Origin of the sequence: Bacteroides sp. AM16-24 (assembly GCF_003471885.1) — a bacterium.
GTDB lineage: Bacteria > Bacteroidota > Bacteroidia > Bacteroidales > Bacteroidaceae > Bacteroides.
In genome coordinates, this window is the sequence record NZ_QRKI01000003.1 from 379,198 (window position 1) to 402,411 (window position 23,214).

23 protein-coding genes are annotated in these 23,214 nt (G+C 43.4%); 22 read left to right on the plus strand and 1 reads right to left on the minus strand.

Annotated elements, in window-relative coordinates:
- The first annotated feature begins 4 nt into the window (after positions 1-4).
- The 11 genes from secY (at position 5) to DW182_RS06020 (ending at position 6,808) form a co-directional block, all read left to right on the plus strand.
- Complete coding sequence (gene secY, locus DW182_RS05970) at positions 5-1,345, plus strand: preprotein translocase subunit SecY (protein WP_118294952.1); 1,341 nt, start codon at positions 5-7, stop codon at positions 1,343-1,345.
- Between the two features lie 12 nt (positions 1,346-1,357).
- A complete protein-coding gene (gene map, locus DW182_RS05975; RefSeq protein ID WP_118294953.1) occupies positions 1,358-2,155 on the plus strand; it encodes a type I methionyl aminopeptidase in 798 nt (265 codons plus the stop codon).
- A gap of 9 nt (positions 2,156-2,164) precedes the next feature.
- Positions 2,165-2,383, plus strand: a complete 219-nt coding sequence (gene infA / locus DW182_RS05980; protein ID WP_002558052.1) for a translation initiation factor IF-1 — start codon at positions 2,165-2,167, stop codon at positions 2,381-2,383.
- 9 nt (positions 2,384-2,392) lie between these two features.
- The gene (gene ykgO, locus DW182_RS05985) at positions 2,393-2,509 is read left to right on the plus strand and encodes a type B 50S ribosomal protein L36 (protein WP_002558051.1); all 117 of its coding nucleotides are present in this window, start codon (positions 2,393-2,395) and stop codon (positions 2,507-2,509) included.
- A gap of 34 nt (positions 2,510-2,543) precedes the next feature.
- Complete coding sequence (rpsM, locus tag DW182_RS05990; protein WP_007212087.1) at positions 2,544-2,924, plus strand: 30S ribosomal protein S13; 381 nt, start codon at positions 2,544-2,546, stop codon at positions 2,922-2,924.
- Between the two features lie 11 nt (positions 2,925-2,935).
- Positions 2,936-3,325, plus strand: coding sequence for a 30S ribosomal protein S11 (gene rpsK, locus DW182_RS05995; protein WP_005675443.1), 390 nt, complete (start codon positions 2,936-2,938; stop codon positions 3,323-3,325).
- 117 nt (positions 3,326-3,442) lie between these two features.
- Positions 3,443-4,048, plus strand: a complete 606-nt coding sequence (rpsD, locus tag DW182_RS06000) for a 30S ribosomal protein S4 (protein WP_007212089.1) — start codon at positions 3,443-3,445, stop codon at positions 4,046-4,048.
- Between the two features lie 13 nt (positions 4,049-4,061).
- On the plus strand, positions 4,062-5,054 hold the full coding sequence (locus tag DW182_RS06005; protein ID WP_007212090.1) for a DNA-directed RNA polymerase subunit alpha: 993 nt from the start codon (positions 4,062-4,064) through the stop codon (positions 5,052-5,054).
- A gap of 3 nt (positions 5,055-5,057) precedes the next feature.
- Positions 5,058-5,552: a 50S ribosomal protein L17 gene (rplQ, locus tag DW182_RS06010; RefSeq protein ID WP_007662173.1), complete on the plus strand. Its 495-nt coding sequence runs from the start codon at positions 5,058-5,060 to the stop codon at positions 5,550-5,552.
- Positions 5,553-5,724: 172 nt separating this feature from the next.
- On the plus strand, positions 5,725-6,159 hold the full coding sequence (locus DW182_RS06015; RefSeq protein ID WP_118294954.1) for a hypothetical protein: 435 nt from the start codon (positions 5,725-5,727) through the stop codon (positions 6,157-6,159).
- 109 nt (positions 6,160-6,268) lie between these two features.
- Positions 6,269-6,808, plus strand: coding sequence for a hypothetical protein (locus DW182_RS06020; protein ID WP_118294955.1), 540 nt, complete (start codon positions 6,269-6,271; stop codon positions 6,806-6,808).
- Between the two features lie 39 nt (positions 6,809-6,847).
- On the opposite strand, the gene DW182_RS06025 is transcribed toward DW182_RS06020, so the two are convergent.
- A complete protein-coding gene (locus DW182_RS06025) occupies positions 6,848-8,659 on the minus strand; it encodes a MutS family DNA mismatch repair protein (RefSeq protein WP_118294956.1) in 1,812 nt (603 codons plus the stop codon).
- A gap of 650 nt (positions 8,660-9,309) precedes the next feature.
- On the opposite strand from DW182_RS06025, the gene DW182_RS06030 reads away from it, so the two are divergent.
- The 11 genes from DW182_RS06030 to DW182_RS06080 all read left to right on the plus strand — a co-directional run bounded on the left by DW182_RS06030 (position 9,310) and on the right by DW182_RS06080 (position 23,214).
- A complete protein-coding gene (locus DW182_RS06030; protein ID WP_118294957.1) occupies positions 9,310-9,936 on the plus strand; it encodes a DUF6563 family protein in 627 nt (208 codons plus the stop codon).
- 113 nt (positions 9,937-10,049) lie between these two features.
- On the plus strand, positions 10,050-12,026 hold the full coding sequence (locus DW182_RS06035) for a urocanate hydratase (RefSeq protein ID WP_117694012.1): 1,977 nt from the start codon (positions 10,050-10,052) through the stop codon (positions 12,024-12,026).
- Positions 12,027-12,120: 94 nt separating this feature from the next.
- A complete protein-coding gene (gene ftcD, locus DW182_RS06040; protein WP_118294958.1) occupies positions 12,121-13,020 on the plus strand; it encodes a glutamate formimidoyltransferase in 900 nt (299 codons plus the stop codon).
- A 44-nt stretch (positions 13,021-13,064) separates the two neighbouring features.
- A complete protein-coding gene (gene hutI, locus DW182_RS06045) occupies positions 13,065-14,318 on the plus strand; it encodes an imidazolonepropionase (protein WP_118294959.1) in 1,254 nt (417 codons plus the stop codon).
- 20 nt (positions 14,319-14,338) lie between these two features.
- Entirely contained in the window at positions 14,339-14,968 is a 630-nt protein-coding gene (locus DW182_RS06050) for a cyclodeaminase/cyclohydrolase family protein (protein ID WP_117694006.1), read from the plus strand.
- The gene (gene hutH / locus DW182_RS06055) at positions 14,965-16,461 is read left to right on the plus strand and encodes a histidine ammonia-lyase (RefSeq protein ID WP_007662193.1); all 1,497 of its coding nucleotides are present in this window, start codon (positions 14,965-14,967) and stop codon (positions 16,459-16,461) included. Before DW182_RS06050 ends, hutH begins: the two co-directional genes overlap by 4 nt.
- Positions 16,462-16,629: 168 nt before the next feature.
- Positions 16,630-17,289, plus strand: a complete 660-nt coding sequence (locus DW182_RS06060) for a TetR/AcrR family transcriptional regulator (RefSeq protein WP_118294960.1) — start codon at positions 16,630-16,632, stop codon at positions 17,287-17,289.
- A 34-nt stretch (positions 17,290-17,323) separates the two neighbouring features.
- Positions 17,324-18,676 carry a TolC family protein gene (locus DW182_RS06065; protein WP_118294961.1) on the plus strand — a complete coding sequence of 451 codons (1,353 nt, stop codon included), beginning with the start codon at positions 17,324-17,326 and terminating at the stop codon, positions 18,674-18,676.
- A gap of 22 nt (positions 18,677-18,698) precedes the next feature.
- Positions 18,699-19,718 (plus strand): efflux RND transporter periplasmic adaptor subunit, encoded by a 1,020-nt coding sequence (locus tag DW182_RS06070; protein WP_007662199.1) that lies wholly within the window; start codon positions 18,699-18,701, stop codon positions 19,716-19,718.
- A gap of 20 nt (positions 19,719-19,738) precedes the next feature.
- Complete coding sequence (locus DW182_RS06075; RefSeq protein ID WP_118294962.1) at positions 19,739-22,909, plus strand: efflux RND transporter permease subunit; 3,171 nt, start codon at positions 19,739-19,741, stop codon at positions 22,907-22,909.
- Positions 22,910-22,920: 11 nt separating this feature from the next.
- The gene (locus DW182_RS06080) at positions 22,921-23,214 is read left to right on the plus strand and encodes a PG0541 family transporter-associated protein (RefSeq protein WP_007662202.1); all 294 of its coding nucleotides are present in this window, start codon (positions 22,921-22,923) and stop codon (positions 23,212-23,214) included.

Genomic DNA, 23,214 nt, shown 5'->3' on the forward strand with positions numbered 1-23,214 from the left:
TTCAATGAGAAAAGCTATTGAAACATTAAAGAATATATGGAAAATTGAGGATCTGAGACAACGGATCCTCATTACCATATTGTTTGTGGCAATCTACCGTTTCGGTTCGTACGTTGTGCTGCCCGGTATTAACCCGGCTATGCTGACACAATTGCATCAACAAACAAGCGAGGGCCTCTTAGCCTTATTAAATATGTTTTCGGGAGGAGCATTCTCTAATGCATCTATTTTTGCATTAGGAATTATGCCTTATATCTCTGCTTCAATCGTTATTCAGTTGTTGGGGATTGCGGTTCCGTATTTCCAGAAACTTCAACGTGAAGGTGAGAGTGGTAGAAGAAAAATGAACCAGTATACTCGTTATTTGACGATTATTATTTTATTAGTTCAGGCTCCTTCTTATTTGCTCAATCTTAAAATGCAGGCCGGTCCTTCCTTAAATGCTTCATTAGATTGGACTCTGTTCATGGTTACCTCTACCATTATCTTGGCAGCTGGTAGTATGTTTATTTTGTGGCTTGGTGAGAGAATCACTGATAAGGGTATTGGTAATGGTATTTCATTTATCATCTTAATCGGTATTATCGCTCGTTTACCTCAGTCTTTATTTCAGGAATTGATTTCCCGTATGACTGATAAGACAGGTGGTTTGATTATGTTCTTAATTGAAATCGTATTCTTATTACTGGTGATTGCTGCTGCAATTTTGTTAGTACAAGGTACAAGAAAAATTCCTGTACAATATGCTAAAAGAATTGTTGGTAACAAGCAATATGGTGGTGCCAGACAGTATATTCCGTTGAAAGTAAATGCTGCAGGTGTAATGCCTATCATTTTTGCTCAAGCAATCATGTTTATTCCTATTACCTTTATTGGTTTTTCAAATGTAGATCATGTGAGCGGTTTTGTGCGTGCATTTACTGATCATACAAGCTTCTGGTATAATTTCGTATTTGCAATAATGATTATACTATTTACGTATTTCTATACTGCAATTACGATTAACCCAACTCAGATGGCTGAGGATATGAAGAGAAATAATGGTTTCATTCCAGGTATTAAACCAGGAAAGAAGACTGCAGAATATATTGATGACATAATGTCTCGTATTACATTGCCCGGTTCTTTCTTCTTGGCTTTAGTAGCTATTATGCCTGCATTTGCTGGTATTTTTGGTGTGAAAGCTGAATTTGCTCAATTCTTTGGCGGTACATCTCTGTTAATTCTTGTAGGTGTAGTTCTTGATACACTTCAGCAGATTGAAAGTCACTTATTGATGAGACACTATGATGGTTTGTTGAAGTCTGGACGTATTAAAGGACGTAGTAACGTAGCTGCATATTAATCTTTTATAAAGATGATATTTCTTAAAACGGAAGATGAAATAGAGCTGCTCCGTGAAAGTAATTTGCTTGTCGGGAGGACATTAGCTGAAGTTGCAAAGCTAGTAAAGCCTGGAGTTACTACACGGGAACTGGATAAAGTGGCAGAAGAGTTTATCAGAGATCATGGTGCTGTTCCTACTTTTAAAGGTTTTCCAAATCAATATGGTGATCCATTTCCAGCTTCGCTATGTACATCGGTAAATGAACAGGTAGTGCATGGTATTCCTGGGGATATAGTACTGAAAGAAGGTGATATTGTGTCGGTTGATTGTGGTACTTATATGAATGGATTTTGTGGTGATTCTGCCTATACATTTTGTGTGGGAGAAGTAGATGAGGAAGTTCGCAAATTACTGAAAGTTACTAAAGAGGCATTATACATCGGAATAGAAAATGCCGTTCAAGGGAAACGGTTGGGTGATATCGGATATGCAATACAAGAACATTGTGAGTCCAATTCATTCGGTGTAGTGCGTGAGTTTGTTGGTCATGGCATTGGCAAGGAAATGCACGAAGACCCTCAGGTTCCTAATTATGGAAAACGTGGTTATGGAACTATGCTGAAGAGAGGTCTTTGTATTGCTATAGAACCGATGATTACGCAAGGTAGTCGTCAGATAGTAATGGAGCGTGATGGTTGGACGGTGAGAACAAAGGATCGGAAGTATGCAGCTCATTTTGAGCATACAGTGGCTGTTGGAGCTGGTAAAGCTGATATCCTATCATCGTTTGAGTTCATAGAAGAAGTATTAGGAGATAAAGCAATTTAAAAAATTAATATGGCTAAGCAATCTGCAATAGAACAAGATGGAGTTATTGTTGAAGCATTGTCTAATGCAATGTTTCGTGTTGAATTAGAAAACGGACATGAGATTACTGCACATATTTCCGGTAAGATGCGAATGCATTACATTAAAATCCTGCCGGGTGATAAAGTAAGAGTCGAAATGTCTCCTTACGATTTATCGAAAGGAAGAATTGTATTTAGATATAAATAAAATTAAGATATGAAAGTAAGAGCATCTTTAAAGAAACGTACGCCAGAATGTAAGATCGTTAGACGCAATGGCCGTTTGTATGTTATTAACAAGAAAAATCCTAAGTATAAACAACGTCAAGGATAATATTATTATTTTTGCAAAAAAAATAATTTAGTATATGGCTATAAGAATAGTTGGTGTCGATTTGCCTCAGAATAAGAGAGGTGAAGTTGCGTTGACCTATATCTATGGAATAGGTCGTAGTAGTTCAGCAAAGATTTTGGATAAAGCTGGTGTAGATAAAGACCTGAAGGTGAAAGACTGGACGGACGATCAAGCTGCCAAGATTCGTGAGATCATTGGTGCAGAATTTAAAGTAGAAGGTGACCTTCGTTCGGAAGTTCAATTGAATATCAAACGTTTGATGGATATTGGTTGCTACCGTGGTGTACGTCATCGTATCGGTTTACCAGTGAGAGGTCAGAGCACTAAGAATAACGCTCGTACTCGTAAAGGTAGAAAGAAAACCGTTGCAAATAAGAAAAAAGCTACTAAATAATAATTGTTGATATGGCAAAAAAAACAGTTGCAGCAAAGAAGAGAAATGTGAAAGTTGACGCTAATGGACAGTTGCATGTTCATTCATCTTTCAACAATATTATTGTTTCTCTCGCAAACAGTGAAGGGCAGATCATTTCTTGGTCATCTGCCGGTAAAATGGGATTTAGAGGTTCTAAGAAGAACACTCCTTATGCAGCGCAAATGGCTGCCCAAGATTGTGCAAAAGTTGCATTTGATCTTGGCCTGAGAAAGGTAAAAGCATATGTGAAGGGTCCGGGTAACGGACGTGAGTCTGCTATTAGAACTATCCATGGTGCAGGTATTGAAGTTACTGAAATCATTGACGTAACTCCACTTCCACATAATGGTTGTCGTCCTCCGAAAAGACGTAGAGTTTAAGATTTACCTTTAATAAAAATGATCTTGATTTTGTTATTTGGATTACATTAATTTCTCTCTGTAATCGCGGCTGCAACAAATTGAGTTCATGAATAAAACAATTAAAATTTAAAAGAAATGGCTAGATATACTGGACCAAAATCAAGAATAGCCCGTAAATTCGGTGAAGGTATCTTCGGAGCAGATAAAGTTTTGTCTAAGAAAAATTATCCTCCCGGACAGCATGGCAATTCTAGAAAGAGAAAAACTTCTGAATATGGTGTTCAACTTCGCGAGAAACAGAAAGCCAAATACACCTATGGAGTTTTAGAAAAACAATTCCGCAACCTGTTTGAAAAAGCAGAAACAGCTAAAGGCATTACCGGTGAAATTCTGCTTCAGTTGCTAGAAGGTCGTCTTGATAATATTGTATTCCGTTTAGGTATTGCTCCTACTCGTGCAGCTGCTCGTCAGTTGGTGGGTCACAAGCATATCACTGTGGATGGTGAAGTGGTAAATATCCCTTCATTTGCAGTAAAACCGGGTCAGGTAATTGGCGTTCGTGAAAGATCTAAATCTTTGGAAGTAATTGCTAATTCACTGGCTGGCTTTAACCACAGCAAATATCCTTGGTTGGAATGGGATGATAACTCTAAGGTTGGTAAATTATTGCATGTACCTGAAAGAGCAGACATTCCTGAAAACATTAAAGAGCATTTGATAGTAGAATTGTATTCTAAATAAAATAATTAATTTCATGGCGATATTAGCATTTCAAAAACCTGATAAAGTATTAATGTTGGAAGCGGACTCTAGATTCGGTAAATTCGAATTTCGTCCGTTGGAGCCCGGTTTCGGTATTACCGTAGGTAATGCATTGCGCCGCATCCTGCTTTCGTCATTAGAGGGTTTTGCTATCACTACTATCAAAATAGATGGTGTTGAGCATGAGTTCTCTAGCGTACCGGGAGTTAAAGAGGATGTTACTAACATTATCTTGAATCTGAAACAGGTGAGATTCAAGCAAGTTGTTGAAGAATTCGAAAGTGAGAAAGTAAGTATTACAATCGAAAATTCTAGTGAATTTAAAGCAGGTGACATAGGTAAGTATTTGACTGGATTTGAAGTGTTAAATCCTGAATTAGTTATTTGTCATTTAGATTCTAAAGCAACTATGCAAATCGATATTACGATTAACAAAGGTCGTGGATATGTTCCGGCTGATGAAAACCGCGAATATTGCACGGATGTTAACGTAATTCCTATCGATTCCATTTATACACCGATACGTAATGTGAAGTATCAGATTGAACCGTTCCGTGTTGAACAAAAGACGGACTACGACAAATTGGTACTTGAGATTACTACCGACGGTTCTATTCATCCGAAGGAAGCGCTGAAAGAAGCTGCAAAGATCCTGATTTATCACTTCATGCTCTTCTCTGATGAGAAGATTACATTGGAAAGCAATGATGTGGATGGCAATGAAGAATTTGATGAAGAAGTATTGCACATGCGCCAATTGTTGAAAACCAAGCTTGTTGATATGGACTTATCGGTTCGTGCCCTCAACTGCTTGAAGGCTGCCGATGTAGAAACATTAGGCGATTTGGTACAATTCAACAAGACGGATTTGCTGAAATTCAGAAACTTCGGAAAGAAATCGCTTACCGAGCTTGATGATTTGCTGGAAAGTCTGAATCTTTCGTTTGGAACCGATATTTCTAAATATAAATTAGATAAAGAATAAAAAATGAGACATAATAAGAAATTCAACCATTTAGGTCGTACTGCTTCTCACAGAAACGCTATGTTGTCTAACATGGCATGTTCTTTGATTAAGCACAAAAGAATCACTACGACCGTTGCAAAGGCTAAAGCTCTGAAGAAGTTTGTTGAGCCTTTGATCACGAAGTCGAAGGATGACACGACCAACTCTCGTCGTGTTGTATTCAGCAACCTGCAAGACAAGCAAGTTGTAACGGAACTGTTCAAGGAAATCTCTGTGAAGATTGCCGACCGTCCGGGTGGTTATACTCGTATCATCAAGACAGGACACCGTTTGGGTGATAACGCTGAAATGTGCTTTATTGAACTCGTTGACTATAATGAGAACATGGCTAAGGAAAAGGTTGCTAAGAAAGCTACTCGTACCCGCCGTTCTAAGAAAACTGCTACTGAGGCTGCTGCTCCGGCAGAAGCACCAGCAGTTGAGGAAGCAAAAGCAGAAGAAGCTAAAGCTGAATAAATCAACTATTCTTTTCAATATAAAAGCCGTCTCTTGTGAAAGGGGCGGCTTTTTTGTTACTCAGCATTCGGATATTTGGGGAGGAAAGAAGATATATCTTTCCTAAACATTCATTAAAAGGTTCTACTATTAAACAATTAAATGAAACAAACTGTTATCTTTGCAAATAGATATGGCAAAGTTTCTAAAAGTGATATTATTCCTGATCCTTGCAGCTGCCTTTTGTGGAAGTGTGAGTGATGCATTTACCGTACAGACGGTAGATGAAATAACTATTGCTGCTCAGACTGGTTTAGGAGAAGAAGGAAATGCACAGCGAAATGATGTTCGGCAGGGAAGCTATATTCCAGCTCCGCAATTGCCATACTTGTCAGATGCAGAACTTGCAAGTTCTGCTGGAACTATTCAGTTGCTTACGTTTTCACGTGCACAGCGCTCGTATACAACAGAGTATATCCTTTCATTAAAAGATATGATAGAGCGGCTGGCTCATCGTGACGGTGCATTATCGTTGCATCGCTCGAAGTTGTTTGATACCAGCACCTCTTATCGTTGCCATCCTGCGTGTGAATATTATGTATTTACGCTCAGGCGAATTATCATTTAGACGTTTGAATGAATTCAGATTTTTTGCCTTATGTGGTCATAGACTGTACGAGGTGATTATTGGTATGTTTTATCAGTTAAACTTTTATTCATTTTAAACGATTTAAATTATGGCAACTCAAGCAATTGACGCAACTATTTTTGCGTCTACACACCCCGATATCGCAAAACGCACAAGTGTTTCAGGACTTATTTTTTCAGTGGCAATGCTACTGTTAGGTGTTCTTGTATTCGCATCTACTTTTGAAATTACTGACCGCTCATCTACATTAAGCATGTTGTTGATGGTGTTGGGCACTGCATTTTTCCTTTTAGGAATCTTCCGTTTGTTCTGGAAATCTAAGGAAGTGGTATATGTTCCGACAGGAAGTATCACTAAGGAGCGAAGTCTGTTCTTCGATTTGAAGCACATGGGTAAGTTGAAAGAGATGATTGAAAAAGGCCAGCTTTCTACTGAAGATGGTGTAAAGAGTGAAGGAAGCGGTAATGTACGTTTGGATGTTATACTTTCTCAAGATAATAAATTTGCAGCCGTTCAGTTGTTCCAGTTTGTGCCTTATACATACACTCCGGTAACCTCTGTACATTATTATACAGGGAACGACGCAGCAACCATATCGGCTTTCTTGGCGAAGTGTAAAGTGAACTAACCCTCAGGGTTTCTGGACTAAACTTTAAAGTTATGGGGATCAGTCGGTAACGGCTATCCCCATTTTTTTCATCAGGAAACAGGCATTCATATTCTGAGCTACTCCTTCGCGCAGACGATAAGAAAAGGTCAGTTCATTACCCGTGATGTCGGCTTCGAATCGGTAATTACGGATGTCATCAGGATAAATGTCGGCAAGCGTGCCGAGCATCAGGTCGTGAGTAGCGATGATACCATTTGCCTGTAAAGTCATGAATTGTTTGATAAGGGCAAGCGAACCTTTCTGTTTATCCATGGAGTTGGTTCCTTTTAGAATCTCATCGAGGATGATGAAAAGCTCTTCACCGGCTTGCAGTTTGTCGATGATAAGTTTCAAGCGTTTCAGTTCTGCAAAGAAGTAGGATTCATTATCATTCAGGGAGTCGCTGGTGCGCAGACTGGTGATGAGCTGAACAGGATACAGTTCCATACTCCGGGCGCAAACGGGGGTACCGATGCAAGCCAGCAAATAGTTGATGCCTACCGTACGAAGATACGTACTTTTGCCTGCCATATTTGCTCCGGTGATAATAATGAAGAAAGGACGCTTTTCTATATCAATGTCATTGTGTACACATTTGTCGCGGTTCATCAGTGGATGTCCCATAGATGTGGCACGGAGACTGAAAGAGCGGGTGGTGATAGTAGGGTAGGAATAATCCGGATGATTATAAGCGAATGTGGCCAGTGAACACAGAGCATCCATGTGGGCAATAGCTGTCAGCCAACGTGGTAGTTCAGAAGCATATTGCTCTTTCCAGCCTTCGATACGTATGATTTGGCGGATTTCCCAGAAAAATAATCCGTTGAGGGTGGCATATATGTAGGCGTTGTTTCGCTGATCGAGTTCGTTCATAAGCTTGCTTAGACGCTGGATAGAGTGAGAGGCTGTTTGCTTCCCATCACCGATCCACTCTCTCACTTCCTTCAATATCGGACTTTTCATGGGTTGGTTTTCCATAAGCCGGAGCAGGTTGGCATACGTTGCCAATATTTGTAGCTTCTTACCATAGACAGCCTGCATTTTGGTAATTTTACCGGTGAAGCAGAAACTGGCAAAAACAAAGCATAACCATAGAATACCGAAAACAGTGAGCGGAATAATGCCTGCGATAGCCAATGCTATACATAAGATATTTATTCCGCCTGCCAATAGCGGTAGCATGCGGAAGAAAATATTTTTTCGGAAGACACTGGGACTCTTAGCCCATGCCTTTAATTCATCTTCATCAGCAGCTTTTCCTTTATAGAGCAGTCCCAGAATACGGAATTCTTGTCGGAAGTTCAATTCCGGTGCCAGTTCGCGGATGGCTTCCTGTCGGGATTCTATTTCTTTCTTATTTTCCAGATGCGTGCCCAGCCAATTGGCTAACAAACTCTTTCCAAGTTGTGTGCAGGTGCGGTTTATATACTGAAAAAGGGAATGTGGACCAAATACATCCAGGTCATAACTGTACAGGTGTGCCGGATCGATAAATTCTGCTCCATCTTCAAAAGAGGATGTGTCATAATTCAGCGCTGAAAGTTCTTGCTCATTGATTGCAATCTTTTTTTCCAGATAATCTTTTTGGTGAAACAGCCGGTTATGATACTTTATCAACAGGATAAAAGGCAGAAGTGTAACAGCAATGATCCCCGTTAATACTATCCAGCCTGAAAACCAGAAATATATAACTCCCGCAATTCCTGCAACAAATAGCAATAATCGCAGTGAGCCTATGCGGTAAATCTTGTTTTGTACTTTATTTAGCTCCGAACGTCCTTCTTCAGCAATGTGCTGGTAAGTGGCGGTTATTTCATTGATTGTGTCCATTCTATTGTCTCTTTGCCGCAAAGGTAAAATAAGCCTGCTTTATAACCAAATGCTTCATGTGCTTTCTCTTGTCTTAATTGAGAACTTGGTACCATATTTTGCATTCGGTTTAAGGCAGTAAGGGCAAATTTATTGGTATTTAAGTAACTTATTAACCTGCCATGGCGTATATGGGGAAGGAATACAAAAGAAAATGCAGCAGAAGAAAACATATTTCTACAAGTAGCAATAAAGAGAGGGATGCAATCTAAAGAAGCCTCTACTGATATCGTTTATAAACAGAAAAAGCGTTTAACTAAATCAGAAAAGAAATCCGATTAGTCTGTTGATTATCAATAGATAGCATTTACCAAGCATTTACTGCAAGATGTAAAAGCATTTACCGCCGTATGTAACGACCTTTACCCCTTATTGTAACGCTCTTTACCACGGTATGTAACGGCTTTTACTCCGGCATGTAAATGGAGTTACTGTGAGGGGTAAACAGAGTTACTACTTGGCAGCATGACACAGAGATAAGCTCAAAGTATAAATATGCATGAACATAAATCTGCCGTAATTGCATTTTTCTTTTCAATAATTTGCTCTTCTTGGATAAATAATGTAACTTTCGCTCAGATAAAACTGTTTTAGAAAGAAAAGCTTGGGGTATGAGAAGGTGGTGGTTATTAGGCATATTCGGATTATTGGTTGCTTTGCATGGGAGCGCCCAGCAAGTGATATATGCCAATTTGAAGGAACTGGTGGAAGATCGTGGCGACACACTCTCCACATTGAAGATAGAGAAGCGCTCCAAGAATCAGATTTTACTGATGGGAGGTGCTGACTATCGCGTCTCGGTAGATGACAATCCCGGTCTTTGCCGATATTTGAAATCCCGTTGTTATGCGGTGAGGGCTGACTCGGCGTTATACGTCAACTGTAAGAAAGTGCGTTATAAACGTTTCCGATTTGGTGGCTGGTATGCACCTGCCACTTGGATACGGGGGAAAATTTATTTCTATGCACAGCCTGTAGGTTCTGTGGCGGCAAGTACCACGCAGCCTGCCGACGCTACGAAACTGGGTGGAGATGTAGGTACAGCCATTGCCGCTTCGGGGCTGGTCAATGCGCGGGTTTATTATGAACTGAATCCGGAAACGGGTAAAGTAGAGTTTGTAGGAAAAGACAAAATGTTGCAGTTACTAAAAAATGAGCCGGAACTTCTGAATGCCTTCTTACAGGAAAGCAGTGAAAGCGCGGAAGTTACAGGTAAATACTTACTACGCTTAAAATGACTAAATGATAAATAAATCCCGATATCACTTGTTGATATCGGGATTTATTTCTATATTGCGGCAGCTTACGGAAGTAAACTGATGACATTTTGTAACCTTTCATCCTGCATGTTATGGAAATAACCTTAAGTAACACATTGCCCCCTTATCCAACTTTCGTAGAGGGTATCCGGAGGGCACCCGACCGTGGCTATACTCTTACTCCTGCGCAGACTGCCACGGCGTTAAAGAATGCATTGCGCTACGTTCCCAAAGAACTGCACGAAACGCTTGCACCGGAGTTTATGGAGGAACTTCGCACCCGTGGACGCATTTACGGTTACCGATATCGTCCGCAAGGAGACCTCAAGGCGAAGCCTATCGATGCCTACAAAGGAAATTGTATTGAAGGTAAAGCTTTCCAGGTGATGATTGACAATAATCTCTGCTTCGACATTGCTCTCTATCCTTATGAACTCGTCACTTATGGCGAAACGGGGCAGGTCTGTCAAAACTGGATGCAGTATCGTCTCATTAAGCAATATCTTGAAGTACTGACTCAAGATCAGACACTTGTCATTGAAAGTGGACATCCACTGGGATTGTTCCGTTCTAAGCCCGATGCACCACGCGTGATTATTACGAATGCCATGATGGTAGGTCTTTACGACAACCAGAAGGATTGGCACGTGGCTATGCAAATGGGAGTGGCCAACTATGGACAGATGACTGCCGGAGGCTGGATGTACATTGGTCCTCAGGGAATTGTGCATGGCACCTTCAATACTCTGCTGAATGCCGGACGTATGAAACTTGGTATTCCTCAGAACGGTGATTTGCGCGGACATCTGTTTATATCTTCCGGTTTGGGCGGTATGAGCGGTGCTCAGCCTAAGGCCGCAGAAATGTCGGGTGCAGCTTCTATCATAGCTGAGGTGGATATGTCACGCATTGAAACCCGGCATCGCCAAGGTTGGGTGGGGCACGTCACGGACTCTATTCCCGAAGCATTCTCGCTGGCGCATGAGGCGATGGACGGCAAGAAACCGATATCCATTGCTTATCATGGGAATATCGTTGACCTACTGGAATATGCTGTAGACCGGAATATACATATAGACCTGCTTTCTGACCAGACTTCCTGCCATGCCGTTTACGAAGGCGGATATTGTCCGGTGGGAATTACTTTCTCCGAACGTACAAGTCTGTTGCACGAAAACCCGCAGAAATTCTGTGGACTGGTGAATGAATCGTTGGCACGCCACTTCCGGGCTATAAAGGCTCTTGTAGGGCGGGGCACCTATTTCTTCGATTATGGAAACTCCTTTATGAAAGCTGTTTATGATGCCGGAGTTCGTGAGATTGCCAAAGAAGAAGACGATAAGAATGGGTTTATATTCCCCAGTTATGTAGAAGATATTATGGGACCGGAACTTTTTGATTACGGCTACGGCCCCTTCCGTTGGGTATGTCTCAGTGGTAAACATGAAGATTTGATAAAGACCGATCATGCGGCGATGGAATGCATTGATCCGAACCGTCGCGGTCAAGATCTGGATAACTATAATTGGATACGCGATGCGGAGAAGAATAATCTTGTGGTAGGTACTCAGGCGCGTATTCTTTATCAAGATGCGGTGGGGCGTATGAAGATAGCGTTGAAGTTCAACGAAATGGTGCGCAATGGTGAGGTGGGACCTATTATGTTGGGACGCGATCATCACGATGTGAGCGGTACGGACTCTCCTTTCCGAGAAACTTCTAATATAAAAGATGGAAGCAATGTCATGGCGGATATGGCCGTACAATGTTTTGCCGGAAACTGTGCTCGTGGAATGAGTCTCGTAGCACTGCACAATGGTGGTGGTGTGGGGATCGGAAAAGCTATAAATGGCGGTTTCGGTATGGTATGCGATGGTAGCGAGCGGGTGGATGAGATACTTCGTTCGGCTATGTTGTGGGACGTGATGGGCGGTGTGGCCCGACGTTCATGGGCACGCAATAGGCATGCTATGGAGACGAGTGAAGAGTTTAACCGGACACATGCCGATGGTTATCATATCACGATGCCCTATGTGGCCGATGACGAATTAGTAAATAAATATGTGTAATAAATGAAGAATTATGAATGAAGAATGAAGAATTAAGCTGCGCTATGCGAGTTGCACTGCAAGGTAATTCTTCATTCTTAATTAAAAAAAGATCATGAATAAAATCATCGAATGTGTCCCCAATTTCAGTGAGGGACGTGATTTACAGAAAATAGATCAAATTATATCCCCTTTCCGTGGTAAACAAGGTGTAAAACTCCTGGACTACAGTAATGACGAAGACCACAACCGGCTGGTGGTAACTGTAGTAGGCGAACCGGAACCCCTTCGTGATGCCGTGCTCGAAGCCATCGGTATTGCTGTAAAGCTTATTGACCTTAACCATCACACCGGGCAACATCCCCGTATGGGTGCCGTAGATGTAGTTCCCTTCATCCCCATTAAGAATGTGACAATGGAAGAAGCTATTGCCCTTTCCAAAGAAGTAGGTGCAGAGGTAGGCAGACGCTATAATCTTCCTGTCTTTCTCTATGAGAAATCCGCATCCGCTCCGCATCGCGAAAATCTTGCTGCCGTGCGCAAAGGTGAGTTCGAAGGTATGGCAGAAAAGATAAAGCTACCCGAATGGCAGCCCGACTTTGGTCCTGCCGAACGCCATGCCACTGCCGGAACCGTTGCTATCGGTGCCCGTATGCCGTTGGTAGCCTACAATATCAACCTGAATACACCTAACCTGGATATCGCACATGATATTGCCAAGAAGATTCGTTTCATTGGCGGTGGCCTGCGTTATTGCAAAGCAATGGGAGTAGAGTTGAAAGACCGGGGTATTACTCAGGTCTCTATCAATATGACAGACTATACCCGTACTGCCCTTTACCGTGCTTTTGAACTGACCCGTGTGGAGGCACGCCGTTATGGAGTCAGCATTGTGGGGAGTGAGATTATCGGCCTTGTTCCGATGGAGGCGCTCATTGATGCAGCTTCTTATTATCTTGGTTTAGAGAATTTCTCTATGCAACAAGTGCTTGAGGCGAGGATTATGGAAGAATAAGGCAAGACACCAATTTATGCAGATTACACAAATAAAGTTTTAGTATGACCGAGAACCTGATAATTTTCAATGCCCGCGTTGTAACCCCCATCGGCTTTTCCGCCCGTTGCGGCAAAGAGATGGGGGAACTGTGCATCATTGATAATGCTACAATAGAAGTAACCGACGGTATCATTTCCTATGTCGGCCCTTCCCGGGGCGAGATGCGTGACGGATATTATCAACGCTATTGGCACTACAATGCCCGTGGCAAATGCCTGTTGCCCGGTTTCGTAGATTCGCATACCCACTTTGTATTTGGTGGCGAACGTGCCGAAGAATTTTCCTGGCGGCTGAAAGGAGAAAGCTATATGTCTATTATGGAGCGTGGTGGTGGCATTGTAAGCACTGTGAAAGCCACCCGCGAATGTAGTTTTATTCAACTTCGCTCTAAAGCCGAAGGTTTTTTGAAGCAAATGAGCAGTATGGGTGTTACTACCGTAGAAGGCAAGAGCGGCTACGGACTGGATAAGGAAACGGAGCTTCTGCAACTTAAAGTCATGCGTAGCTTGAATAACGACGAGCATAAGCGGGTGGATATTGTATCCACTTTTCTGGGGGCGCACGCTGTACCCGAGGAATATAAGGGACGCACGGACGAATACCTCGATTTCATTATTGGTGACGTCTTGCCTTGCGTTGCCAAGGACGAACTGGCGGAGTTTTGCGATGTTTTCTGCGAACAAGGCGTTTTTTCTGTCGAGCAATCCCGCCGTCTGTTGCAGGCTGCCAAGGAATATGGTCTGGGCTTGAAACTCCATGCCGATGAAATCGTTCCGCTGGGTGGTGCCGAACTGGCTGCCGAGCTTTCTGCTGTTTCCGCGGATCATCTGTTGCATGCATCTGATGCAGGTATTCGTGCAATGCGGGATGCCGGAACTGTTGCAACTTTGCTTCCTCTTACAGCTTTTGCCCTGAAAGAATCTTATGCACGCGGCCGTGAAATGATTGATTCCGGTTGTGCCGTAGCCCTTGCCACGGATCTCAATCCGGGCAGTTGTTTCTCCGGATCCATTCCGTTGACTTTTGCCTTGGCATGCATCTATATGCGTCTTACTATTGAAGAAGCTATCACTGCCCTTACCCTGAACGGGGCTGCTGCCTTGAACCGGGCGGACAGTATTGGTAGCATCGAAGTAGGCAAGAAAGGAGATTTTGTAGTGCTGAATTCCGATAATTGCCATTTCCTGCCTTATTATGTCGGTATGAATTGTGTAAATACCACCATTAAAGAAGGAGTGATTTATCCTGTATTGTAAAACCTTTAAAGAAAAATACCATGTTAGTTGATTTGACAGTGAAAGAATTCTTGAGTAAAGTGGCGGGCAGTGATCCCGTCCCCGGTGGCGGAAGCATTGCTGCCTTGAACGGTGCCGTAGCCTCGGCGCTTGCCGCTATGGTTGCTAACCTCACCATCGGCAAGAAGAATTATGAAGAACACGAGGAACTTATGAGCCATATTGCTTCTCTCGCACTGAGAGAGAAAGACGTATTCGTAGCTGATATAGATCGTGACTCGGAAGCCTATGATGCCGTATTTGCCTGCTTCAAGATGCCTAAGGCTACCGATGAAGAAAAAGCTGCCCGCAGCGCAGCCATCCAGGAAGCCACTAAGCATGCCGCCCTCGTACCCATGCAAGTAGCTCGTAATGCTTACGAACTGATGTCGGTGATTGCAGACGTTGCCCGTTTAGGAAATCGTAATGCAGTGACTGATGCTTGTGTAGCCATGATGTCCGCCCGCAATGCTGTGCTGGGCGCACTGCTGAATGTCCGCATCAACCTGGGTTCCATCAAAGATAAAACCTTTGCGGATGAACTTCAAAGAGAAGCCGATGTATTGGAACGCTTGGCTTGTGACCGTGAAAAAGAAGTATTGGATGTTGTTAACCAAGAATTGCGAGTATGAAAAATGTCTATCATGTAGGGTCCGGTGAACTCACATTCGACATCATCGAACGAATTATCAACGAGAATCTGAAACTGGAACTGGCTTCCGAAGCTAAAGAACGGATACAAAAATGCCGCGACTACCTCGATCATAAGATAGCCGAGTCCGAAGAACCTTTGTACGGCATCACCACAGGCTTCGGCTCCTTGTGCAGCAAAAATATATCTCCTGACGAATTGGGTACTTTGCAGGAAAACCTGATTAAGAGTCATGCTTGCAGTGTCGGTGAAGAGATACGTCCCGTCATCATCAAATTAATGATGCTGCTCAAGGCCCATGCCCTTTCTCTGGGACATAGTGGCGTACAAGTCATTACCGTGCAGCGTATCCTCGATTTCTTCAATAACGATGTGATGCCCATTGTCTACGACCGTGGTTCGCTCGGTGCATCCGGTGATCTGGCTCCCCTTGCCAATCTCTTCCTGCCGCTTATTGGTGTGGGCGATGTTTATTATAAAGGTAAGAAGCGTGAGGCCATCAGTGTCCTCGATGAGTTTGGTTGGGAGCCGGTGAAGCTTATGAGTAAGGAAGGCCTTGCCCTGCTCAATGGTACGCAGTTTATGAGCGCCAATGGTGTGTTTGCCATTCTGAAAGCCTTCCGTCTTTCCAAGAAAGCCGACCTTATTGCTGCTCTTTCCCTTGAAGCTTTCGATGGGCGTATCGATCCTTTCATGGATTGCATCCAGCAAATCCGTCCGCACCGGGGACAAATCGAGACAGGCGATAATTTCCGTAAACTCCTGGAAGGCAGTGAAATCATTGCTCAATACAAAGCCCATGTGCAAGATCCGTATTCTTTCCGCTGCATCCCCCAAGTGCATGGTGCAACGAAAGATGCCATCCGTTATGTCTCTTCTGTCTTACTGACTGAAATCAATTCCGTAACGGATAATCCAACCATCTTCCCTGATGAAGACCGCATCATCTCCGGTGGAAATTTCCACGGTCAGCCGCTTGCCATTTCTTATGACTTCCTGGGTATTGCCCTTGCTGAATTAGGTAACATTTCCGAGCGACGGGTGGCACAGCTCATTATGGGACTGCGTGGTTTGCCCGAATTTCTGGTGGCCAATCCCGGTCTGAACTCCGGTTTTATGATACCGCAATATGCTGCTGCCTCCATGGTCAGCCAGAATAAAATGTATTGTTATGCTGCCAGCAGTGATTCCATTGTTTCCTCCAACGGACAGGAAGACCATGTCAGCATGGGAGCTAATGCAGCTACCAAATTGTATCGCATCATGGACAATCTGGAACATATTCTCTCCATTGAATTGATGAATGCCGCACAGGGGATCGAATTCCGTCGCCCGTTAAAGACCTCTCCTGCTTTGGAACGCTTCCTGAATGAATATCGCAAGGAGGTCCCTTTTATTAAAGACGATATTGTCATGTACAAAGAGATTCATAAAACAGTTGCCTTCCTGAACCGCACAAAGTTCGATTACTAATCGTTATTCTTGCCAATAAATATGCTATATCTTTAATAAATATTAATATAGTGAACCTAATGAGAAAACTCAATCTATAGATTGAGTTTTCTTTCTATATTTGCCCAGTTTTATTCCGAAAGAGGACATTCCTCTGCTTGAAATCTAAAAATCTAAAGAAACAATAGAATGAAAACGGGCGACAACATGAAAGAGCACCCTTTGAGGTTGGAGTTACGGGAGCGTATCGTTGATACTGCTCTGCAATCTTTTGTTACCCACGGTATCAAAAGTATTACGATGGATGACATTGCGGCAGCACTGGGCATCTCCAAACGTACTTTATATGAAGTCTTTGTTGATAAAGAAACCTTACTGATGGAGTGCCTTCGAAAGGCTCAGGACGAGGGGGATGCGTATGTGAAGGAAGTCTACGAAAAAGCCTCTAATGTACTGGAAGTTTTGTTAAAGCTCTATCAAAGGAGCATTGAGAAGTTCCATAATACGAATAAAAAGTTCTTTGAAGATATCAAGAAATACCCCAAGGTATATGATATGTTGATAAAACGTCGTAACCGTGACTCTGAAGAGACAATTGCTTTCTTTAAATTAGGCATAAAGCAAGGCTACTTCCGCGATGATGTTAATTTTTCTATTGTAAACCTGTTGGTGCGCGAACAGCTCGACTTGCTGATGAATACAGATCTTTGCAAAGAATATTCTTTTCTTGAAGTGTATGAGTCCATCATGTTCACCTACCTTCGGGGAATTTCGACAGAGAAAGGAGCCCGAAAACTGGAGGAATTCATTCAGGAGTACCGGCAGAAGCGACAGACCAGTTCGGAATGACCCAATAATCTTTAAACATATAGATTGATTTTTTATGGACAGACAACTAATTTTAGTAGGCAAAAAGATGATGTTGACTGTGGTTTTGGCGTGGGCTGTAGGCTCCGTGCATGCACAGGAAACAAAAGAAACCCTAACCTTGACCCTCGACAAAGCACTGGAAATTGCACTTAGCGATAATCCGACCATAAAGGTTGCCGAAGAGGAAATAGCCCTGAAAAAAGTGGCTAACAAGGAGACTTGGCAAAGTTTGTTGCCAGAAGCCAGTATTGGCGGAACATGGAACCATACGATTACGGCAGCCCAGATGAACCTCGGCGGTCAGTCTTTCAAAATGGGTCAAGACGATTCGAATACAGTAAGTGGAACTTTGAATATCAGCTTACCGTTATTTGCCCCTTCGGTCTACAAAGCAATGTCTATGACGAAAACTGACATAGAATTGGCGGTAGAAAAATCACGTGCTTCTAAGCAGGATCTGGTGAACCAGGTTACTAAAGCGTATTATCAGTTGATGCTGGCACAAGATTCTTATGAGGTTTTGCAGAAGAGTTATAAATTGGCGGAAGACAATTATAATGTGGTTAATGCAAAATACCAGCAGGGAGCCGTCAGCGAATTTGATAAGATTAGCGCTGAAGTACAGATGCGTAGTGTAAAGCCGAATGTCATTTCAGCGGGAAATGCCGTTACCTTATCCAAACTTCAGCTGAAAGTGCTGATGGGAATAACGGAAGACTTCGATCTCAAGATTGCCGATAATCTGGCTAATTATGAGACCGATTTGTTTGCTAACCAGTTGAATGAACTGAATGAAGGTTTGGTAAACAATACCACAATGAAGCAATTCGACCTGAACATGAAGATGCTCAATCAGAATCTGAAGTCCCTGAAGACAAACTTCATGCCGACACTGGGAATGAACTATTCTTATCAATACCAGTCATTGTATAATAATAACTGGAATGTGTTCGACTATAGTTGGGGTGGGAGTTCTGCTTTGGTATTTACCCTGAATATTCCTCTTTATAAAGCCAGTAACTTTACGAAACTGAAGACCGCACGAATTCAAATCAATCAGTTAAAGGAAAACCGCACGGATACGGAGCGTAAACTGAACATGCAGATTACCAGCTACCAGAATAATATGGCAGCAAGTTCAGAGCAAGTGGTAAGTAATAAAGAGAATGTAATGCAGGCCCAGAAGGCTGTGGAAATAGCCGGTAAACGCTATGAAGTAGGTAATGGTACAGTGTTGGAACTGAACAGTTCACAAGTATCATTAACTCAGGCTGAACTGACGTATAACCAAGCTATTTACGATTATCTGGTATCTAAGGCTGACCTTGACCAGGTTTTGGGTCGCGACTATTTAATTAATAAGTAAAAAAAAGAAAAATCACAACGATATGAAAAAAAGTATTCAATTAATTGCCTTGGTGGCAGTTGCTCTGCTGGGCTCATGCAGTGGTGGAGAGAAAGACAAGGCTACAGCCGAGAAGGTAGATGAAAAACCGAGAGTTAAACTGGCTTCTGTGACCGCACGTCCCGTAGACCAGATTCAGGAATATACCGCTACTGTTCAGGCAGAAGTGAAAAACAATATTGCTCCTTCTTCCCCGGTGCGTATTGACCAGATATTTGTGGAAGTGGGTGACCGTGTATCTAAGGGGCAGAAATTGGTACAGATGGACGCTGCCAACCTGAAGCAAGCTAAGTTCCGTCTGGATAATCAGGAAATAGAGTTCAAGCGTACCGACGAATTATATAAGGTAGGCGGTACTTCCAAATCCGAATGGGATGCAGCCAAGATGGCATTGGACGTACAGAAGACTACGTATAAGAATCTGTTGGAAAATACCGCATTACTCAGCCCCATTAATGGTGTGGTAACGGCGCGTAATTACGATAATGGTGATATGTACAGTGGCGGTGAACCGGTATTGGTAGTGGAACAGATCACTCCGGTGAAACTGATGATCAACGTTTCCGAAGGCTACTTTGCGAAAGTAAAGAAGGGGGCTCCCGTAGCTGTTAAAGTAGATGTGTATGGTGACGAAGAGTTTGAAGGAACGATAAATCTGGTTTATCCGACCATTGATCCGAATACCCGTACTTTCCCTGTTGAAGTGCGTTTGACTAACCGCGACCAGAAAGTCCGTCCGGGTATGTTTGCCCGTGTAACGCTGAACTTCGGAACGCAGGATCACGTAGTTGTGCCCGATTTGGCTATCGTAAAACGTGCCGGTTCCGGCGACCGCTATGTTTATGTATATAAGGACGGGAAAGTTTCTTATAACAAAGTGGAACTGGGACGTCGTATGGATACGGAATATGAGTTGATTTCCGGTGTGGATAACAACTCGCAGGTAGTCATTGCAGGACAGTCCAAGTTGGCTGACGGGGTAGAAGTGGAAGTAGAGAAATAATTCTTAATTAAAAAGACAACATGAGTTTATACGAAGGAGCGGTTAAAAAACCGATTATGACCTCGCTCTGCTTTTTGGCAGTAGCGATATTTGGTCTGTTCTCTTTGTCAAAATTGCCGGTAGACCTTTATCCGGATATCGAGACCAATACCATCATGGTGATGACTTCCTATGCGGGAGCCAGTGCGTCGGATATTGAGAACAATGTGACCCGTCCGTTAGAAAATACGCTGAACTCTGTCAGCAACCTGAAACATATTACTTCCAGATCTTCAGAAAACATTTCTGTGATTACACTGGAGTTTGAATATGGATATGATATAGATGTGTTGACGAATGATGTACGCGATAAACTGGATATGGTAAGTTCTCAGCTTCCTGATGAGGTGGAGACGCCTATTATCTTTAAGTTCAGTACGGACATGATTCCTATCCTGCTGCTCTCCGTTCAGGCGGAAGAAAGTCAGCCGGCACTTTATAAAATATTGGATGACAACATCGTGAATCCGCTGGCACGTGTGCCGGGTGTGGGTACGGTGTCTATTTCCGGTGCACCCAAGCGTGAGGTGAATGTCTATTGCGACCCTAACAAACTGGATGCTTATAACCTTTCAGTGGAAACCATCAGTTCCATCATCAGTGCTGAAAACCGAAATACTCCGGGTGGTACCTTCGATGTGGGAAACAATACCTATTCACTCCGTGTGGAGGGAGAGTTCAAGGACCCCAAGGAGATGGCGAACATTGTGGTGGGCACGCACAACGGAGCTTCCGTTTATCTGCGCGATGTGGCAAAGATAGTGGACTCAGTGGAAGAGCGTGCGCAGAAGACGTACAGTAATGGTGTGCAAGGTGCTATGATTGTGGTACAGAAACAATCCGGTGCCAACTCTGTGGCTATTTCACAAAAGGTTATCGATATGCTGCCGCAGTTGCAGAAATCATTGCCGAGTGACGTGAAACTGGGTATCATTGTCAATACTTCCGATAACATTCTGAATACCATTGACAGTTTGGAGGAGACTATCATGTACGCCATGTTGTTCGTAATCCTGGTAGTGTTTGTATTCTTGGGACGTTGGCGGGCTACGGTTATTATCTGTATCACCATCCCGATGTCATTGGTAGCTTCATTCATCTATCTGGGTATTATAGACGGTGGTTCGCTGAATATTATTTCGCTCTCTTGTCTCTCCATTGCTATCGGTAATGTGGTGGATGATGCCATTGTAGTACTTGAGAATGTGACGACCCATATTGAACGAGGGTCTGAGCCGAAGCAAGCAGCAGTTCATGCCACGAACGAGGTGGCTATTTCCGTTATAGCCTCTACGCTGACTATGATTGCGGTATTCTTCCCGTTGACTATGGTGAGCGGTATGTCCGGTGTGCTGTTCCGCCAGTTGGGTTGGATGATGTGTGTGATCATGACTGTTTCTACCATTTCGGCTTTGTCATTTACACCGATGATGTGTGCACAGCTCTTGCGCTTGCAGAAGAAGCAGAGCAAGATGTTCATCGCTCTTTATACACCGATTCAGCGTGCGCTTGATGCTCTCGATGTATGGTATCAAAATCGTTTGGACTGGGCTGTACGTCATCGTATAACTATCATGGTTGGTTGTGCTGCTTTCTTTGTGGCAAGTTTGTTCTGCGCCAAGTATATTGGTACGGAATTCTTCCCGGCGGCTGATAATAGCCGTATTGGTGTGAAGCTGCAACTTCCTATCGGTGCCCGTGTAGAGCGTGCCCAAGCATTGGCTTCGGAACTGACAGATAAGTGGATGAAACGCTACGAAGGTGTAATGAAAGTTTGTAACTATACTGTAGGACAGGCTGATTCGGATAATACTTTTGCTTCCATGCAGGACAATGGTAGCCATATTATTAGTTTTAACATCAGTTTGGTGAGTCCGGGAGAACGTAAAGTCAAGTTGGAAACGGTCTGTGATGAGATGCGTGAAGACTTGAAGGCCTATCCCGAATTGGACAAGGCGCAGGTAATCCTTGGTGGTAGTACCGGTGGTATGAGTGCCCAGGCTAGTGCCGACTTCGAGGTATATGGTTATGATTTTACCGCTACGGATAAAGTTTCGGCCGAATTGAAAGAGAAACTACTGAATGTAAAAGGTGTGAGTGAGGTAAACATCAGCCGTCAGGATTACCAGCCTGAATATCAGGTAGACTTTGACCGTGAGAAACTGGCATTACATGGACTGAATCTGTCAACTGCTTCCGGTTATCTGCGTAATCGCGTGAACGGAGCCTTGGCTTCCTATTATCGTGAGGATGGTGATGAATACGATATCCGTGTACGTTATGCTCCTGAGTTCCGTACAAAGATTGAAGATTTGGAGAACATCCTTATTTATACACCTTCCGGTGAAGGTATCCGTGTGAAGGACCTAGGTAAAGTGGTTGAGCGTTCGGCTCCTCCTACTATCGAGCGTAAGGACCGTGAACGTATTGTGACGGTATCTGCCGTTATTTCCGGAGTTCCGTTGGGTGATGTGGTAGCTGATGGTAATGCCATTATTGATAAGATGGACTTGCCGAGCGGTATTTCTATCCAGATCTCGGGTTCATATGAGGACCAGCAGGATTCGTTCTCCGATTTGGGTACACTGGCTGTGCTGATTATCATTCTGGTATTTATTGTAATGGCTGCTCAGTTTGAGTCTTTGAGTTATCCGTTCATTATTATGTTCTCCATCCCGTTTGCATTCAGTGGTGTGTTGATGGCCCTCTTCTTCACGGGCACCAACTTGAACGTAATGAGTTTGCTGGGTGGCATCATGTTGATTGGTATTGTGGTGAAGAACGGTATCGTGTTGATTGACTACATCACCCTCTGTCGTGAGCGTGGTATGGCAGTACTTCACTCTGTGGTTACGGCAGGCCGTAGCCGTCTGCGTCCGGTATTAATGACTACGCTGACTACTATTCTCGGTATGGTGCCGATGGCTGTAGGGCAAGGTGAAGGTGCCGAGATGTGGCGTCCGCTGGGTGTGGCTGTAATCGGTGGTCTGACGGTATCTACCATTTTGACGCTGATCCTGGTTCCCGTGCTTTATTGTTCGTTTGCCGGTGTTGGTATCAGGCGTAATCGTCGCAAGATCAAGAAAGACCGTGAACTGAATGATTACTATCAGGCTCATAAGGAGAAGATGACAAAACCCAAAAAACAATAAATCAAAAAGATATGAAATCCGTATTTATAACATTTGACCAGGCGTTCTTCGAGCGCATCATGGCGTTACTTGATCGCCAGGGGTGCCGTGGATTCAGCTATTGGCAGCAAGTGCAGGGACGTGGCAGTAAGACGGGCGAGCCGCACTATGGGAGTCATGCATGGCCCAGTATGTGCTCTGCTATTATTACTATTGTAGACGAAGCTAAAGTAGACCCGTTGCTCGATGCACTTCACCGGATAGACGAGGAGACCCAGCAACTCGGTCTCCGGGCATTTGTCTGGAACATTGAGAAGACGATATAG

Bases quoted from the DNA above. Each gene is read 5' to 3' on its own strand.
- DW182_RS06005 (WP_007212090.1), top strand. From the start codon at position 4,062: ATGGCGATATTAGCATTTCAAAAACCTGATAAAGTATTAATGTTGGAA.
- rplQ (WP_007662173.1), top strand. From the start codon at position 5,058: ATGAGACATAATAAGAAATTCAACCATTTAGGTCGTACTGCTTCTCAC.
- ftcD (WP_118294958.1), top strand. From the start codon at position 12,121: ATGAATAAAATCATCGAATGTGTCCCCAATTTCAGTGAGGGACGTGAT.
- rpsK (WP_005675443.1), top strand. From the start codon at position 2,936: ATGGCAAAAAAAACAGTTGCAGCAAAGAAGAGAAATGTGAAAGTTGAC.
- DW182_RS06025 (WP_118294956.1), bottom strand. From the start codon at position 8,659: ATGGACACAATCAATGAAATAACCGCCACTTACCAGCACATTGCTGAA.
- ykgO (WP_002558051.1), top strand. From the start codon at position 2,393: ATGAAAGTAAGAGCATCTTTAAAGAAACGTACGCCAGAATGTAAGATC.
- hutI (WP_118294959.1), top strand. From the start codon at position 13,065: ATGACCGAGAACCTGATAATTTTCAATGCCCGCGTTGTAACCCCCATC.
- DW182_RS06060 (WP_118294960.1), top strand. From the start codon at position 16,630: ATGAAAACGGGCGACAACATGAAAGAGCACCCTTTGAGGTTGGAGTTA.
- DW182_RS06035 (WP_117694012.1), top strand. From the start codon at position 10,050: ATGGAAATAACCTTAAGTAACACATTGCCCCCTTATCCAACTTTCGTA.
- DW182_RS06080 (WP_007662202.1), top strand. From the start codon at position 22,921: ATGAAATCCGTATTTATAACATTTGACCAGGCGTTCTTCGAGCGCATC.
- secY (WP_118294952.1), top strand. From the start codon at position 5: ATGAGAAAAGCTATTGAAACATTAAAGAATATATGGAAAATTGAGGAT.
- DW182_RS06065 (WP_118294961.1), top strand. From the start codon at position 17,324: ATGGACAGACAACTAATTTTAGTAGGCAAAAAGATGATGTTGACTGTG.
- infA (WP_002558052.1), top strand. From the start codon at position 2,165: ATGGCTAAGCAATCTGCAATAGAACAAGATGGAGTTATTGTTGAAGCA.
- rpsD (WP_007212089.1), top strand. From the start codon at position 3,443: ATGGCTAGATATACTGGACCAAAATCAAGAATAGCCCGTAAATTCGGT.
- hutH (WP_007662193.1), top strand. From the start codon at position 14,965: ATGAAAAATGTCTATCATGTAGGGTCCGGTGAACTCACATTCGACATC.
- DW182_RS06015 (WP_118294954.1), top strand. From the start codon at position 5,725: ATGGCAAAGTTTCTAAAAGTGATATTATTCCTGATCCTTGCAGCTGCC.
- rpsM (WP_007212087.1), top strand. From the start codon at position 2,544: ATGGCTATAAGAATAGTTGGTGTCGATTTGCCTCAGAATAAGAGAGGT.
- DW182_RS06070 (WP_007662199.1), top strand. From the start codon at position 18,699: ATGAAAAAAAGTATTCAATTAATTGCCTTGGTGGCAGTTGCTCTGCTG.
- DW182_RS06030 (WP_118294957.1), top strand. From the start codon at position 9,310: ATGAGAAGGTGGTGGTTATTAGGCATATTCGGATTATTGGTTGCTTTG.
- DW182_RS06020 (WP_118294955.1), top strand. From the start codon at position 6,269: ATGGCAACTCAAGCAATTGACGCAACTATTTTTGCGTCTACACACCCC.
- map (WP_118294953.1), top strand. From the start codon at position 1,358: ATGATATTTCTTAAAACGGAAGATGAAATAGAGCTGCTCCGTGAAAGT.
- DW182_RS06050 (WP_117694006.1), top strand. From the start codon at position 14,339: ATGTTAGTTGATTTGACAGTGAAAGAATTCTTGAGTAAAGTGGCGGGC.
- DW182_RS06075 (WP_118294962.1), top strand. From the start codon at position 19,739: ATGAGTTTATACGAAGGAGCGGTTAAAAAACCGATTATGACCTCGCTC.